This is a genomic window from Massilia sp. Leaf139 (assembly GCF_001424165.1).
Classification (GTDB): domain Bacteria; phylum Pseudomonadota; class Gammaproteobacteria; order Burkholderiales; family Burkholderiaceae_D; genus Telluria.
Genome location: NZ_LMOJ01000025.1, coordinates 418,185 through 433,760 on the forward strand (window position 1 = coordinate 418,185; position 15,576 = coordinate 433,760).

A 15,576-nucleotide genomic window follows, 5' to 3' on the forward strand; every position below is an offset into this window, starting at 1 on the left:
TTTGTATGTACCGCCCACCCCATCCAATCGAACGGGGGTTAACGCGAAGCGCGACATATAATTGTCGGTGTATTAATAAATAGAACGGCCAGTGTCGTTGAGTGTGCAACAAGAATATTTCCAACGTTTGCACTGTTTTTCAGCCGTCATTTGTTTGGTACACGGAAACACATTTTGGCGGCGCCGGTTCGGTCAGCAGGGGGATCGCGCCTCACAATCATCAATCAACAGTTTAGGGATAAAGACACATGAACAAGAAGATCGCCATTGTCGGCGCTGGATTTTCCGGAGCTGTGATTGCCAACCAGCTGGCACAGGCCGGCTATACCGTCGAAGTCTTCGAATCGCGTTCCCATATCGCCGGCAATTGCCACTCCGAGCGCGATGCCGAAACCGGCGTCATGCTGCACGTCTACGGCCCGCACATCTTCCACACCGACAACGAGCGCGCCTGGGAATTCGTGAACCGCTATGCCGAGTTCAAGCCGTACGTGAACCGCGTCAAGGCCATTACCAAGAACCAGGTCTTCACCCTGCCGATCAACCTGCTGACGATTAACCAGTTCTTCAATAAAACGATGGGCCCGGCCGAAGCGGAAGAATTCCTGGCCTCGCTGGGCGACAAGTCGATCGTCGACCCGCAGACCTTCGAAGAGCAGGCGCTGCGCTTCGTCGGCCGCGAACTGTATGAAGCCTTCTTCAAGACCTATACGGTCAAGCAGTGGGGCCTGGAGCCGAGCGAACTGCCGGCCAGCATCCTGAAACGCCTGCCGGTGCGCTTCAACTACGACGACAATTATTTCAGCCACAAATACCAGGGCATGCCGGCCGAGGGTTACACGGCGCTGGTACAGAACATCATCGACGTACCGGGCGTGACCGTGCACCTGAACACCCGCTTCGACCCGGATCTGAAGTCCGAGTACGAACACGTCTTCTACAGCGGCCCGATCGACGCCTGGTTCAAGCATGCCGAAGGCCGCCTGCCGTACCGCACGCTCGACTTCGAAACCTTCCGCGCCACCGGCGACTACCAGGGCAACGCGGTCATCAACTACTGCGACGACGCCCAGCCCTATACCCGCATCACCGAGCATAAACATTTCTCGCCGTGGGAAAAGCACGAAAAGACGATCTGCTACAAGGAATACAGCCGCCAGTGCGAAGAGAAGGACATCCCCTACTACCCGATCCGCCTGGCGCGCGACAAGCAGCAGCTCGAGCTGTACGTGAACCTGGCGAAGAAGGAGCCGAACGTCACCTTCGTCGGCCGCCTGGGTACCTACCGCTATCTGGATATGGACGTCACGATCAACGAGGCGCTGATCACGGCGGATAAGTTCCTGGAGTGCGCGCAGCAGAAGGCGCAGATGCCGGCATTCGTCATCGATCCGCTGGCGTAAAAGTCGTCACGCTCGGCAAAAAAGCCCGTCACACGACGGGCTTTTTTGCTTTTGTAGGGGTTATTGAGGCCAATGGCCTCAATAACCCCTACAAAGGCAGCTGCCCCATCAGAATCAGCGATACGGGCTTGCCGGTATCGGGATGAACCGGTTCTTTCAGGCTCGTCACGCGCAAGCCGCTGTCGACAAACAGCGCAACCCAGCTTGCCAGTGTCCGAAAATACCAGGGTGGCGCATCGGTGAAAGCGCTGCTGAACCCGGCCCAGCTGCCCTCTCTCCAGCCATCGACATAGGGCGCGTCGCCGCAGGCCATCAGCGGGTGCACGGTCTGCACGATCAGCGTGCCGCCCGGACGCAGGTAACGCGGCGCGGCGCGCAGCAGGTTCGCCGTCGACGCTTCGCCGATCAGCGAGAAATTGCAGACGGCGACATCGGCCGCCAATTGCAATTCTCCGGCCGCGATCTCTTCATACGACAGCACCCGGAAGTCGCCGCCGCCGGAAGCCCGGGCCGCCTCCACCAGACCGGCAATCGCATCGACCCCGACCATGCTGATCTCCGGCAGCGCGCGGATCAACCAGCCTTCGCCGCAGCCGAGATCCACGCCAGTGCGCGGCGCGCAGGAACGCACGGCCTCGACGATGGCGGCATCCGTCACCAGCGCGCGGCTGGCGATCTCGCGACCGCGCACCGCGGCCACCCACGGGTCGGTATTGCGCGACCATGACTCGACGATGCGCGCGTCGGTCAAGCCGCTCATGGCCGCAGCTGCCCTTCGCGCAGTTGCCCTTCACTGTCGCGCACCTCGACGGGCCCGAGCTTCAGCTTGTCGAGCTGGGGCGCGATCTTCTTGCGCTCGCCGACCGCGACCACCGTCAGCCGGGCCGGGTCGAGGTAGCGTTTGGCTGCCGCCTGCACGTCAAGCGCGGTGACGGCCGCCAGCTTGGCCGGCAGCTGGCTGTAGTAGTCGAGCGGCAGGTCGAAGACAAACGTCTCGGCCAGGCTGGCGCTGATGTCTGCATTCGTCTCGAACCGGTTCGGCAGCGACAACAGCTCGGCATTGCGCGCGCCGGCCAGTTCCTGCGGATCGAGCGGCCGGTCGATCATCGCCTGCGCCTCCTTCAGCAGTTCGCTCACCGAGGCGCCGGTGACGTTGGCGCGCACGCTGCCGGCGATGATGAAGGGGCCGGGCGTGCGGTCGTAGCGAAAGCCCGAGTACACGCCGTAGGTATAGCCCTTTTCTTCGCGCAGGTTCTGGTTGATGCGGCTCGTGAACAGGCCGCCGAAGGCCGCGTTCATGACTTCCAGCGCCGGGTACAGCGGCGTCTTGCGCTCGGCCGCCAAGCTGGTCAGGCGCAGCGCCGTCTGGCCGGCGCCGGGCTGGTCGACCAGCACCACGCGCGCCTTCGTCGTGACGGGCGCGCCCGGCAGCAGCGGCGGCACCGGCGCGCTCTTCCAGCCGAGGAAACGCGCCTCGGCCAGGGCCTTCAGTTCGTCGCGCGAGATGTCGCCCGCGACCACCAGCGCCGCATTGCCCGGCACGTAATGGCGGCGCCAGAAGCCAGATAAATCGTCGCGCGTCACGGCGCGGATGGCCGGTTCCGTGCCCAGCTGGCCGTAGCCGTAAGGGTGGCGCGGGCCGAACAGGGCGCCGCCGGCGGCCAGCGCCGCGATCAGTTCCGGCTCGTCGCGCTGCTGCATCAGTTCACCCAGGCGGCTGGCGCGCTGGCGCTCGACTTCCGCGCTCGGGAAGGCGGGGTTCTGGACGACGTCGGCCATGATGGCCAGCGCCGCGTCGAAATTGGCGCGCAGCGACAGCAGCGACACGCTGGAGCCGCCGGTGCTGCTGTCGGCATCCATGAAGGCGCCCAGCTGCGCGATCTCGTCGGCGATGCGCGGCGCGCTGCGCGTGGCGGTGCCTTCCATCAGCATCTGCGCCGTGAAGCCGGCCAGGCCGGGCAAACCGGGCGGATTGGCGTCCGAACCGCTGCGCACGACCAGTTCGGCCGACACCAGCGGCAGCGCCGGATTGTAGTGGTGGATCACCGTCAGGCCGTTGGCGAGCGTGAAGCTTTCGCCTTGCGGCAGCTTCAGGCGCGGCGCCCGGCCGGCTTTCGGCATCTGGGCGCGCCAGGCTTCGGCTTCGTTGATGCCGCCGGGTTCGCCCTTGGCCTTGGCGCGCGCCTTCGGCGGCTTCGGTGCCGGCGGATCGGGCGGCAGCTCGGGAATGCCGGGCACGCCGGCGACCACCACGCGCGCGCGCGGCTGCAGCCAGGTGCGCACGGCGCGCTGGACGTCGGCGGGGGTGATCCTGCGCAGCTGGGCCACGTCCTGCGCCAGGTAGCCGGGGTCGCCCGTGTACTGGTTGTAGTGGTTCAGCTGGTCGGCCAGGCCGTCGCCGCCCAGCTTTTCGAGCGAGCTGACGATCGCCGTCTCGATCTGGTTGCGCGCGCGCGTCACTTCCTGCTCGGTCGGCCCGTGCTCGCGCAGGGCTTCCAGTTCGGCGTCGATGGCCTTCTCGAGTTCGGCCGGCGTGTGGCCGGCGCGCGCCGTCACTTCGATCAGGAAGGCCGAGGTCAGCGCCCGCGCATCCTGGTCGGCGTCGACGTCCTGGGCGATCTGCCGTTCGTAGACCAGCGATTTATACAGGCGGCTCGACTTGCCGCCGGCGAGAATTTGCGCGGCTACCGCCAGTTCGGCATCGCCCGGCTGGTAGGCGGGCGGCGTGAGCCAGCCCATGTAGACGCGCGGCAGTTCGACCCGATCCGGCACCACCAGGCGCTTTTCAACGGTGATCGGCGGCGTTTTGACTTGCGGGCGCACCACGGCCGGGCCGCGCCGCAGGCTGCCGAAGTACTTGGCGACCAGCGCCCGCGTTTTCACTTTGTCGATGTCGCCGGCGATGACGATGCTGGCGTTGTTGGGGCCGTAGTAGCGGGTGAAGAAGTCGCGCACGTCGTCCAGCTTGGCGTTCTGGATGTCGGTGTGCGAGCCGATCACCGAGGCGCGGTAGGGGTGATCCTGCGGGAACAGCGCGTGGTTCAGCGCTTCCTCGACGATGCCGTAGGGTTCGTTCTCGACCGTGTCGCGCCGTTCGTTGCGCACCACGTCCTGCTGGTTGGTGAGCGATTTCTGGTCGAGCACGTCGAGCAGGTAGCCCATGCGGTCGGCGTGCACCCACAGCGCCAGTTCGAGCTGGTTCGAGGGGACGGTGTCGTAGTAATTGGTGCGGTCGTAATCGGTGCTGCCGTTGCTGTCGCTGGCACCGGCGCCTTCCATCAGGCGGTCGGCCAGGCCGCGCGGCAGGTGTTTGCTCCCCGCGAACATCATGTGCTCGAACAGGTGGGCGAAGCCGGTCAGGCCTGGCACCTCATTGGCCGGGCCGACGTGGTACCAGACGTTCACCGCCACCAGCGGCAGGCGCTTGTCCTCGACCAGGATGACTTGCAGGCCGTTGGGCAGCGTGTACTTGTCGAAGGCGATGTTCGGGATGCCGGGCAGGCTCGTTTGCTGCGCCGTGCCCGCGGGTGCGGCGCTGCCCCCGCCGCCCTGCGCGCCGGCGCCGTTGAGGGCGGCCATCAGCAGCGATGCGGCAACGAACGGGCGGGTTTTCATGTGATGCTCCAAAAGATGATGAGGTAAAGCAGATTCAGTGACAGCGCCCGCTGCCGTGGTCGGGCGGCGAGGGGTTCGGTAGCTGAGGTGGGGTCGCTTCCAGGAATTCCCAGTCGTAGCCGCCTGCATATAGCCGCAGGCGCAGCACGCCGTTGCGGCTGGCGTCGCGAAAGTCGCTATTGTCGCGCAAGCGCAGGAAAGGCGTCGGATAGGCGCCGCCGGTGCCGACGACGAACTGGCGGATTCCCTGCGGCTCGGCGCGTCCGCGCGCATCCTGCGGCGCAAAGCGCTCGTAATCGTGATCGTGGCCGGACAGGACGAGCTCCGCGCCGGCCGCGTGCAGCAGCGTCCAGGCCGCGCGCATGTGCGGCATGCTGCCATGGCCGCCCGAACTGTACAGGGGATGGTGCCAGAACGCCAGCGTGCAGGACGGCGTGTCACCGGCACCTGCCGCGGCATCGCGCGCCAGTTCATTCTTCAACCAGGCCAGCTGCCTTTCCTGCGCGGCGCCTTTCAGGTTGCTGTCGAGCGAATAGATGCGCCAGACGCCGAGCCGCAGGGCGTAATAGCCCTGGCCGGCGCGTGCGCCGAAATAGGCGAAATAGGGCAGGGCCCCTTTTGTATAGTATTCGTGGTTGCCGGGTGCGGGCCAGGTGCGTTCCTTGAAGCGGCCCCAGGTCGGCCCGTAGCACTGTTCGAATTCGGCGGTCGTGCCGCGCGGGTAGGTGTGGTCGCCCAGGGTCAGCACCACGGCTTGCTGGTCGGCGGCGAGGCCTGCCGCGACCACGGCGGCCGTGTCGGCGGCGCCCGACCAGCGCGGGTCGGGGTGACGGCAGCGGGCGATGTCGCCGACGGCATACACGGTCTGCACTCCGGGTTCGGCAGGAGAAGTCGGGACGGCTGCCGCGCAGGTCGCTATACAGGCGAGCAGGGACGCGGCGCCGGGCCGGATCCAGCGCACGATGCGCGCCGCACCGGCGAAGCGTTCGGCGCTTATTGGCGGCGTCTCACTCAATGAAGCGCAGCAAACCGCGCAGCGCATGCGCCACGGTCTGCTCGCGCACCGACTGGCGGTCGCCCTGGAACACGAGGCGCTCGGTGTGGGTGCTGTCGCCGCGCGACCAGCCGAAACAGACGGTGCCGACAGGCTTGCCGGGTACCGCGCCAGTGGGGCCGGCGATGCCCGTGGTCGAGACGGCGACGTCGGCATTGCTGTTCGAGAGCGCGCCCTCGGCCATCGCGCCGGCGACTTCTTCGCTGACCGAGCCGAACTGGGCGATGAGCGCCGCCGACACGTCAAGCATTTCCGTTTTCGAGGAATTCGAATAGGTCACGAACCCGCACTCGAACCAGCCAGTGGAGCCGGCGATCTCGGTGATGGCCTGCGACACGCCGCCGCCGGTACAGGATTCGGCCGTTGCCAGCACCAAGCGCTTGGCCTGCAGCGCCATGCCCACTTTCGTTGCAAGATCGATTAAGTCGTTCGTCACGTGCAGCTCCTTCAGGTGGCGCCAGGCGTGCCCGGCGGCGCGGCAGCGGGTGGCCGCGCATGGTTCATTCTAGCGCGACGCGGCCTTGACCGGTGTGGCAAACTTGCCGCGTTCCAGCCACGGGCCGGCGGAACGCCGCGCACCGCTCAAGTTGTATCCGTAGAAGAAATGTCCCGTGCGACACGGGTGGATTCGGGACTGCTATCCTGCATCGCGCCGGTTGCTGCCGCGTTTCATTTTTTCAACAGAATTCTATGCCGCATGCATTTTTCACGTGCTCCCGGGTAAGGACGATCCCATCGTGATGGCGTTCGCCGTCCGCGCCGTGCGCTGCGCACGTCCCTTCCTCCTTGCCCTGTGGCTGCTCGCCGGCGCCGCCGGCGCACAGCCGGCGCGCGCCGAAGCCCGGCTCGAAGTCCAGGTCAAAGCGGCCTACCTCTACAAATTCGCCGGCTTCGTCGACTGGCCGGCCGCCGCGTTCGCGCGCCCCGACAGTCCGCTCGTGATCGGCGTGGCCGGCAACGAGGAACTCGCGGCCCAGCTAGAACGCCTGGTTTCCGGACGCAACGTGGGTGGCCATCCGCTGACGGTGCGCCGGGTCGGGCGCGGCGAAGCGCTGGCCGGCCTGCACGTGCTGTATGCCGGCGGCCTCGATGGCGCGGCCTTGCTGGCCCATGCGCGCGGATTGCCCTTGCTGACCGTGGGCGACGCCGCCGAGGCGCCCGCAGGCATGATCCGCTTTCTCGTCGTCGACGAACGGCTGCGCTTCGAAGTGGCGCTCGGCCAGGTCGCGCCGAGCGGCCTGAAGATCAGCGCGCGCCTGCTGGCGGCCGCGCTGCGCGTGACGGGGGCCTCATGATCCGTTCCTCGATCCGCCAGAAACTGGTGGTGGTGGTGATGGCCACCACCTTCGCCGCGCTGCTGGTCTCGGTCGGCCTGATCATCGCCTACGACCTGCGCAGCTACCAGCGCTCGCTGGTGAACGACCTGGCGACCCAGGCCGAACTGGTCGGGCACATGACCTCGGCCGCGCTGGCTTTCGACGACCCGCGCCTGGCTGGCGAAAACCTGGCGCTGCTGCGCACCCGGCCCGCGGTCGAGGGTGCCGCCATCTTCGACGAGAACGGACGCCTGTTCGCCTCCTACACAGCGCGCGGCAAGACGCCCACGATCCCGGCGCGGCCGGAAAGCGCCGGCACGCGCACCGAGGACAAGTCGCTGGTGCTGTTCCGCCCCATCGTGGAAAACGGCGAGACGATCGGCACGGTCTGGCTGCGCGCCGAGAACCGCATGCTGGCGCGCACCCTCGACTACCTCGCCATCGCGCTCGGGGTGATGCTGCTGGCGATGGGCACTGCCTACCTGGTGATGCGGCGCATGGGCGGCGTGATCACGACGCCGATCGTCGCCGTCACGGAAATCGCGCGCGAGGTCGTCGCCACGCGCGACTATTCGCGCCGCGCGCCGCGCGTCGGCGACGACGAGGCGGCCGAGTTGGCCGATTCCTTCAACGCGATGCTGACCGAGATCGAGCAGCGCACGCGCGAGCTGGAAGGCTCGAACGCCGAGATCGTGCGCGAAGCGGCCGAGCGCTCGCGCGCTCAGCAGGAAGTGATGCGCCTGAACGAGCAGCTCGAGCACCGCGTCGACGAGCGCACGATGCAGCTGGCGCTGGCCAACGCCGAACTGGCCAATGCCATCGACGAGGCGAGAAAGGCGAACCAGGCGAAATCGGCTTTCCTGTCCTCGATGAGCCACGAACTGCGCACGCCATTGAATGCCATCCTCGGCTTCGCCCAGATCCTCACTTCGCAATCGCTGCCCACCACCGAGGCGCAAAAGAAGGAGTTCGCCAACCACATCCTGAAGTCCGGGCGCCACCTGCTCACCCTGATCAACGAGATCCTCGACCTGGCGAAAGTCGAGTCGGGCACGATCACGCTGTCGATGGAGCCGGTCGGGCTGGGCGAAATCCTGGGTGAATGCCAGAGCATGATCGAACCGCTGGCGGCCGCGCGCGGCATCCGGGTGCTGTTCCCGCAGCAGGTCGACGCCGTGCTGCTGGCCGACCGCACGCGTCTGAAGCAGGTGCTGCTCAACCTGCTGTCGAACGCGATCAAGTACAACCGCGACGCCGGCGCCGTGGTGCTCGACTGCGCCCAGGTGGGGCGCGAGCGCCTGCGCATTTCGATCCAGGACACCGGCATGGGCTTGACCGCCGACCAGGTCGACAACCTGTTCCAGCCCTTCAACCGGCTCGGCCAGGAAGCGGGCGCCCAGGAAGGCACCGGCATCGGCCTGGTCGTCACGCGCCGCCTGGTCGAACTGATGAACGGTACTATCAATGTTACGAGTAGCCCGGGAGTGGGCAGCGTGTTTACGATCGAACTGGGGACGACCGCGCCGCTGGCTTCGAGCGCCGGCGCCGGCGCCCAGGCCGTCGCGGCACCGGTGCCGGGTGCGGCGGGCGCGCCCCATCTGCTGCTGTATGTCGAGGACAATCCGGCCAACCTGAAACTGGTGGAGGAAATCGTGCGCTTCCGTTCCGACCTGCGCCTGCTGGCCGCCGGCGACGGCCCGCTCGGCCTGTCGCTGGCGCGCGTCCACCACCCCGAGATCATCCTGATGGACTTGAACTTGCCCGGCATGAGCGGACTGGAAGTGCTGGCCCAGCTGAAACGCGAACCGGCCACGCGCGACATCCCCGTGATCGCGCTGACGGCCAACGCCATGCCGCGCGATATCGAGCGCGGGATGGAGGCCGGCTTCTTCCGCTATCTCACCAAGCCGATCGACATCGACAAGTTCAACGAGGCGATCGACCTCACGCTGGCACAGCGGCGCACGGCTGCGGGAGACGCTTCATGATCAAGCCCGCCGAGGTGCGCCGCGCGCGGGTGCTGGTGGTCGACGACCAGCCGGTGAACGTCCAGCTGCTCGAATACCTGTTGAAAACCACCGGCTACGAAAACGTCCACAGCACGAGCGATCCGCGCCAGGTGGTGGCGCTGCACCTGAAATACCGCTTCGACCTGATCATCCTCGACCTGCACATGCCGCACCTGGACGGCTTCCAGGTGATGGAAGCCTTGAAACCGCTGGAAAGCGAATCCTGGCTGCCGGTGCTGGTGGTGACGGCCGAGCCGGACAAGAAGCTGGCGGCGCTGGAAGCGGGCGCGCGCGACTTCCTCAACAAGCCGCTCGACACGGTCGAGGTGATGACGCGCATCCGCAACCTGCTCGAGGTGCGCCTGATGCACCGCGAGTCGCGCGAGTACGGCGCGCGCCTGGAACGCATGGTGCGCGAGCGTACCGCCGCGCTGGGGCGCTTCAGGAGCGCGATGGACGCGACCACCGACGGCATCTTCCTCATCGACGCGGCCAGCCTGGCGCTGGTCGACGTCAGCGACGGCGCCTGCCGCATGCTCGGCTTTTCGCGCGAGGCGCTCTTGCGCATCGACCCGGTGGCGCTCGGGCTGACCACCGCGGCGCAGCTGGAGCGGCACCTGGCGACCAACGGCGCGGCTCACGAGACCGACATCGCCGAGACGGAGTTGCTGCGCGCCGGCGGCGAGGGCGCGGTGCCGGTCGAGATCAGCTGGCAGTGGACGGAGAACGGCAGCAGCAAGCTCCTGATCGCGGTGGCGCGCGATATCAGCGAGCGCCTGCAAGCGCAGCAGCACCTGAAGCACCTGGCCAGTTTCGACGCGCTCACCGGCCTGCCGAACCGTACCCTGTTCTTCCAGAACCTGGGCGAGACGATCGAGCTGGCCCAGGACAAGGCCTGGCGCGTGGCGGTGCTGTTCATCACGCTCGACCGCTTCAAGATCGTCAACGATTCGCTGGGCGCGACGCTGGGCGACGAACTGCTGCGCCAGTTCAGCAACCGGCTGGTGCGCGTGCGCGAACAGCGCGACGCGATCGGGCGCCTCGGCGGCGACGAGTTCGCCGTCATCCTCAGCATGACGCGCGAGCAGCACGACGAAGCCGCCCACCTGGCCAACGAGATCCGCGAATCGCTGCGCACGCCGTTCGACCTGGACGGCCAGCAGGCCATCCTCACCGCCAGCATCGGCATCGCCATGTACCCGGACGACGCGGTCGAACCGGAGACGCTGGTGAAGTACGCCGATGTCGCCATGGTGCGCGCGAAGGAGGCGGGGCGCGACGGCTACCGCTTCTTCACGGCCGGCATGAACGTGCAGGTGCTGGCGCGGCTCGACCTGGAAGTGGCGCTGCGCGGCGCGCTCGAGGGCAAGCAGTTCGTGCTGCATTACCAGCCCAAGCTGGAACTGTCGATGGGGCGCGTGTGCGGAGTCGAGGCGCTGCTGCGCTGGCACCGTCCCGGCCACGGCCTGGTGTATCCGGCCGAATTCGTGCCGGTGCTGGAAGAGACCGGGATGGTGGTGCGCATCGGCGACTGGATCATCGGCGAGGCCTGCCGCCAGATCGCCGAGTGGAATGCCCAGGGCGTGCGCGACATCCGGGTGGCGGTAAACGTGTCGAGCCGCCAGTTCGTCGAGGGCGACCTGGAAGGCGTGGTGCGCGCGGCCATCCGCCAGCATGGCATCGAACCCGGCATGCTGGAACTGGAGCTGACGGAAAGCGCGCTGATGACCAATGCCGAGCGCACCATCGCGGTACTCGAGCGGCTCAAGAAGCTCGGCATCCGGATCGCGATCGACGACTTCGGCACCGGCTACTCGAGCCTGGCCTATCTGAAACGCTTCCCGATCGACAAGCTGAAGATCGACATCGCCTTCGTGCGCGACATCGTCACCAGCCCGGACGACGCCGCCATCGCGCTGGCCATCATCAGCATGGCGCACAGCCTGCACATGCAGGTGATCGCCGAGGGCGTCGAGACGCGCGCCCAGATGGCCTTCCTGCGCCGCCACCGCTGCGACGAGATCCAGGGTTTTCATTTTTCGCGCGCGCTGCCGGCCGGGCAACTGGCCCAACTGGTGCGCAAGAACCGCGAGGCGCCCGAGCACCCGAACGTCGACGACAGCAACGTGCAGACCATCCTCGTGGTCGACGACGACGTCGACACCCTGAGCGCGCTGCACCGCCTGCTCCGGCGCGACAACTATCGCGTGCTGACGGCGCCGACGCCGACCGAGGCCTTCGAATTGCTGGCGCTGTACCGGGTGCAGGTCGTGATGTGCGACCAGCGCATGTCCTCGATGAGCGGCACGGAATTCCTGAGCAAGGTAAAGGAGATGTACCCGGACACGATGCGCATCATCCTGTCGGGTTACACGGGCGTCAAGACGGTGCTCGAATCGATCAACCGGGGGTCGATCTACAAGTTTTATACGAAGCCGTGGAACGATGCGGAATTGCGCGACAACGTGCGGCTGGCATTCCGGCATTACTGGATGGAGCACGGGCCGTATGACGACCGCAAGGTGCCGCGGACGGGGTAGACATCGGCACGGTGCCGTAGGGTGGGCGCCCCCGTGCCCACGCGGTACGGAACCGATCAATCCCCGCTGAAGTGATCCCAGCCCTGCACATCCATCTCCAGCGGCTTGCCCGCCGCATCCACGAAGCGCATGCCTGGCTGGGCGTCGATCGTGCCGACGCGCGTCACCGGCGTATTCGCCGACGCGGCCGCAGCGAGTACGGCGTCGCGCTGGGACGCCGGGGCGGTGAAGCACAGTTCGTAGTCGTCGCCGCCGGCCAGGGTAAAGCGGCGGCGCAGCGCCAGCGATTGCCGCGCCAGCACCGGGCCGGGCGGCAGGGCGTCGGCGTTCAGCGTGGCGCCGACCTTGGAGGCGTCCAGAATATGTTGCAGGTCGCCGACCAGGCCGTCCGAGATGTCGAGCGCCGCGTGCGCGATCGGCAGCGCGGCGAGCGCCCGGCCGAGTTCGACGCGCGGCGTCGGCAGGTGCATGCGCGGCGCGGCCTCGGCCAGCGCCTCGGGGTCGAGCGCGATCTCTTTCCAATAGCCGGCCAGCGCCAGGCGCGCATCGCCCAGGGTGCCCGAGATCCAGATGTCGTGCTTGGGGCGCGCAGCGTCGCGCCGAAGCGCGTGGCCTGGCGCGATTTCGCCGAAGACGGTGATACAGATCGCCAGCGGCCCGCGCGTCGTGTCGCCGCCGATCAGTTCGCAGTCGTGGCGGTCGGCCAGGGCGAACATCCCGCTTGAAAACGCCTCCAGCCATTCGGGGTCGGCGCCGGGCAGCGACAGGGCCAGCGTGAAACCGACCGGTCTGGCGCCCATGGCGGCGAGATCGGACAGGTTCACGGCCAGGCTTTTATGGCCGAGCATACGGGCGTCGGCGCCGGCGAAGAAATGGCGGCCTTCAATTAGCAGGTCGGTCGAGATCGCCGTCTGCATGCCGGGCGTGGGCGCCAGCAGGGCGCAATCGTCGCCGATGCCGAGCACGGCATGGCCAGGATGACCGCTCAGGGCGCGGCGGAAGTATCGTTTGATGAGGTCGAATTCGGAAAGCATGGGCCAATTCTACCGTCCGCCCGGGCAAACCGTCGGCGTGGCGAATCGGTGTCAACGCGACAACATCCGCATTCATCGGGTTTGCTTATGCGGCGATTCGAAGCGTAGCCTGGGCTCCCCGAGTCCAGGACTCGTTGCATGCATCATGTTTGCTTATGGGAGAGTCCCTCGCATCAGCTTTTCTTATGAAAGCCTTAGGCGTGGAAAATACGTAGCCGTCAGAAAGAGTCAGTCTGATAAAATTGGAGGTTCCCCTCTAAGTTCAGGAAGGCTGCATAGCATGGATTCGTCATCGGACAAAAAAGAAGAACTGCGCCAGCAACTGCGTGCTGCAGCACTCGAGTACCACCAGTTCCCACGTCCGGGCAAGATCGCCGTCACTCCGATAAAGGGCCTGCTGAATCAGCGCGACCTGGCCCTGGCGTACTCGCCGGGCGTCGCCGCGCCTTGCGAGGAAATCGTCAAGGATCCGGCGGCATCGTACAAATACACGTCGCGCGGCAACCTGGTGGCCGTGATCTCGAACGGCACCGCCGTGCTCGGCCTCGGCAACATCGGCCCGCTGGCCTCGAAGCCGGTCATGGAAGGCAAGGGCGTGCTGTTCAAAAAGTTCGCCGCCATCGACGTCTTCGACATCGAGATCGCCGAGAACGACCCAGATAAGCTGGTCGACATCATCGCCGCTCTGGAACCGACGTTCGGCGGCGTGAACCTGGAAGACATCAAGGCGCCCGAGTGCTTCTACATCGAGCGTAAACTGCGCGAGCGGATGAAGATTCCGGTCTTCCACGACGACCAGCACGGCACCGCGATCATCGTCGGCGCCGCCATCCTCAACGGCCTGAAGGTCGTCAACAAGGACATCAAGCACTGCAAGCTGGTCGTGTCCGGCGCCGGCGCCGCGGCCCTGGCCTGCCTCGACCTGATCGTCGACCTCGGCTTCCCGATCGAGAACATTTTCGTGACCGACCTGGCCGGCGTCGTCTACAAGGGCCGCGCCGAACTGATGGATCCGGACAAGGAACGCTTCGCCCAGGACACCGCGCACCGCACCCTGACCGACATCATTCCCGGCGCCGACATCTTCCTCGGCCTGTCGGCCGGCGGCGTCTTGAAACCGGAGATGGTCGCGCAGATGGGCCCGAACCCGATCATCCTGGCGCTGGCCAACCCGAATCCGGAAATCCTGCCGGAAGACGCAAAGGCGGTGCGCAGCGACGTCATCATCGCCACCGGCCGTTCGGACTATCCGAACCAGGTCAACAACGTGCTGTGCTTCCCGTACATCTTCCGCGGCGCCCTCGATTGCGGCGCGACGACGATCACGCGCGAAATGGAGATCGCGGTCGTGCATGCGATCGCCGACCTGGCCCATGCCGAGCAGTCGGACGTGGTAGCCACCACCTACGGCATCAACAACCTGTCGTTCGGCCCGGAATACCTGATTCCGATGCCTTTCGATCCGCGTTTGCTGACGCATATCGCGCCGGCCGTGGCCAAGGCGGCGATGGACGGCGGCGTGGCCGCGCGTCCGATCGCCGACCTGGACGCCTATGCCGAGAGCCTGCAGCAGATCGTGTACCGCAGCGGCTCGTTCATGAAGCCGCTGTTCCAGGTCGCGAAAAGCACGCCGCCTGAGCTGAAACGCATCGTCTATGCCGAAGGCGAGGACGAACGCGTGCTGCGCGCGGTGCAGGTGGTGGTCGACGAGAAGCTGGCGCGCCCGATCCTGGTCGGCCGTCCGGCCGTGCTTGAGCAGCGCATCGAGAAGTTCGGCCTGCGCCTGAAGCAGGGCCTGCACTTCGACGTCATCAACCCTGACTTCGACGAGCGCTACCGCGATTACTGGCAGACCTACCACCAGATGGTGATGCGCCGCGGCGTGACGGCGGATATGGCAAAGCTGGCGATGCGCCGCCGCCATACGCTGATCGGCGCGATGATGATCCACAAGGGCGACGCCGACGGCATGATCTGCGGCACCTACGGCACCACCTGGACGCACCTGGACTTCATCGACAAGGTGCTGGGCCGGCGCGCGGGCACGAATGTATACGCGGCGATGAACTTCATCATCACCGAGGAACGCCAGCTGGCGATGGTCGACACCCACGTCAACGAGAACCCGAGCGCTGAAGAACTGGCCGAGATCACGATGATGGCGGCCGAGGAACTGGAACGCTTCGGCATCACCCCGCGTGTGGGCCTGCTGTCGCATTCGAATTTCGGCACTTCCGACAGCGAGTCGGCGCAGAAGATGCGCGCCACGCTGGCGCTGGTGCAGCAGAAGGCGCCGCACCTGGAAATCGACGGCGAAATGCATGGCGACGCGGCGCTCGACTCGAAGCTGCGCGCCAAGATCATGCCGCAGTCGACGCTCAAGGGCGACGCCAACCTGGTGGTGATGCCGAACATCGATTCGGCCAACATCGCCTACAACCTGCTCAAGACGGCGGCCGGCAACGGCATCGCGGTCGGCCCGGTGCTGCTCGGCTGCGCGAAGCCGGTGCACATCCTGACGCCGTCGGCGACGGTGCGCCGCATCGTCAACATGACGGCGCTGTGCGTGGTGGATGCGGTGTCGAACCGCTGACCCGGCGCGGGC

The 15,576-nt window shown here is 66.4% G+C and carries 10 protein-coding genes; 5 read left to right on the plus strand and 5 right to left on the minus strand.

Going from position 1 to position 15,576, the window contains the following annotated elements; all coding sequences use genetic code 11:
• The first annotated feature begins 248 nt into the window (after positions 1-248).
• Entirely contained in the window at positions 249-1,403 is a 1,155-nt protein-coding gene (gene glf, locus ASF77_RS19660) for a UDP-galactopyranose mutase (protein ID WP_056343294.1), read from the plus strand.
• An 88-nt stretch (positions 1,404-1,491) separates the two neighbouring features.
• Here the strand turns inward: glf and ASF77_RS19665 are convergent, their stop codons facing one another.
• From ASF77_RS19665 to ASF77_RS19680, 4 genes are read right to left on the minus strand one after another with little or no spacing between them, the layout of a single operon-like run.
• A complete protein-coding gene (locus ASF77_RS19665) occupies positions 1,492-2,163 on the minus strand; it encodes a bifunctional 2-polyprenyl-6-hydroxyphenol methylase/3-demethylubiquinol 3-O-methyltransferase UbiG (RefSeq protein WP_056343296.1) in 672 nt (223 codons plus the stop codon).
• Positions 2,160-5,018, minus strand: a complete 2,859-nt coding sequence (locus ASF77_RS19670; RefSeq protein WP_056343298.1) for a pitrilysin family protein — start codon at positions 5,016-5,018, stop codon at positions 2,160-2,162. Before ASF77_RS19670 ends, ASF77_RS19665 begins: the two co-directional genes overlap by 4 nt.
• A gap of 34 nt (positions 5,019-5,052) precedes the next feature.
• A complete protein-coding gene (locus tag ASF77_RS19675) occupies positions 5,053-6,033 on the minus strand; it encodes a metallophosphoesterase (protein ID WP_229445506.1) in 981 nt (326 codons plus the stop codon).
• Positions 6,026-6,469 carry a CinA family protein gene (locus tag ASF77_RS19680; protein ID WP_056343301.1) on the minus strand — a complete coding sequence of 148 codons (444 nt, stop codon included), beginning with the start codon at positions 6,467-6,469 and terminating at the stop codon, positions 6,026-6,028. Before ASF77_RS19680 ends, ASF77_RS19675 begins: the two co-directional genes overlap by 8 nt.
• A 343-nt stretch (positions 6,470-6,812) precedes the next feature.
• Here ASF77_RS19680 and ASF77_RS19685 point away from each other — a divergent pair, with 343 nt between their 5' ends.
• From ASF77_RS19685 to ASF77_RS19695, 3 genes are read left to right on the plus strand one after another with little or no spacing between them, the layout of a single operon-like run.
• Entirely contained in the window at positions 6,813-7,367 is a 555-nt protein-coding gene (locus ASF77_RS19685) for a YfiR family protein (protein ID WP_162244873.1), read from the plus strand.
• Positions 7,364-9,376 carry an ATP-binding protein gene (locus tag ASF77_RS19690; protein WP_056343306.1) on the plus strand — a complete coding sequence of 671 codons (2,013 nt, stop codon included), beginning with the start codon at positions 7,364-7,366 and terminating at the stop codon, positions 9,374-9,376. Before ASF77_RS19685 ends, ASF77_RS19690 begins: the two co-directional genes overlap by 4 nt.
• The gene (locus ASF77_RS19695; RefSeq protein ID WP_056343308.1) at positions 9,373-11,937 is read left to right on the plus strand and encodes an EAL domain-containing protein; all 2,565 of its coding nucleotides are present in this window, start codon (positions 9,373-9,375) and stop codon (positions 11,935-11,937) included. Before ASF77_RS19690 ends, ASF77_RS19695 begins: the two co-directional genes overlap by 4 nt.
• Positions 11,938-11,993: 56 nt before the next feature.
• On the opposite strand, the gene thiL is transcribed toward ASF77_RS19695, so the two are convergent.
• A complete protein-coding gene (thiL, locus tag ASF77_RS19700; protein WP_056343312.1) occupies positions 11,994-12,971 on the minus strand; it encodes a thiamine-phosphate kinase in 978 nt (325 codons plus the stop codon).
• A gap of 280 nt (positions 12,972-13,251) precedes the next feature.
• Here thiL and ASF77_RS19705 point away from each other — a divergent pair, with 280 nt between their 5' ends.
• The gene (locus ASF77_RS19705; RefSeq protein ID WP_056343315.1) at positions 13,252-15,564 is read left to right on the plus strand and encodes an NADP-dependent malic enzyme; all 2,313 of its coding nucleotides are present in this window, start codon (positions 13,252-13,254) and stop codon (positions 15,562-15,564) included.
• Positions 15,565-15,576 lie beyond the last annotated feature (12 nt).

Excerpts from the sequence above, each read along its gene's own strand:
- ASF77_RS19705 (WP_056343315.1), top strand. The coding sequence starts at position 13,252 with ATGGATTCGTCATCGGACAAAAAAGAAGAACTGCGCCAGCAACTGCGT.
- ASF77_RS19680 (WP_056343301.1), bottom strand. The coding sequence starts at position 6,469 with ATGGCGCTGCAGGCCAAGCGCTTGGTGCTGGCAACGGCCGAATCCTGT.
- ASF77_RS19690 (WP_056343306.1), top strand. The coding sequence starts at position 7,364 with ATGATCCGTTCCTCGATCCGCCAGAAACTGGTGGTGGTGGTGATGGCC.
- ASF77_RS19695 (WP_056343308.1), top strand. The coding sequence starts at position 9,373 with ATGATCAAGCCCGCCGAGGTGCGCCGCGCGCGGGTGCTGGTGGTCGAC.
- ASF77_RS19685 (WP_162244873.1), top strand. The coding sequence starts at position 6,813 with ATGGCGTTCGCCGTCCGCGCCGTGCGCTGCGCACGTCCCTTCCTCCTT.
- thiL (WP_056343312.1), bottom strand. The coding sequence starts at position 12,971 with ATGCTTTCCGAATTCGACCTCATCAAACGATACTTCCGCCGCGCCCTG.
- glf (WP_056343294.1), top strand. The coding sequence starts at position 249 with ATGAACAAGAAGATCGCCATTGTCGGCGCTGGATTTTCCGGAGCTGTG.
- ASF77_RS19665 (WP_056343296.1), bottom strand. The coding sequence starts at position 2,163 with ATGAGCGGCTTGACCGACGCGCGCATCGTCGAGTCATGGTCGCGCAAT.
- ASF77_RS19670 (WP_056343298.1), bottom strand. The coding sequence starts at position 5,018 with ATGAAAACCCGCCCGTTCGTTGCCGCATCGCTGCTGATGGCCGCCCTC.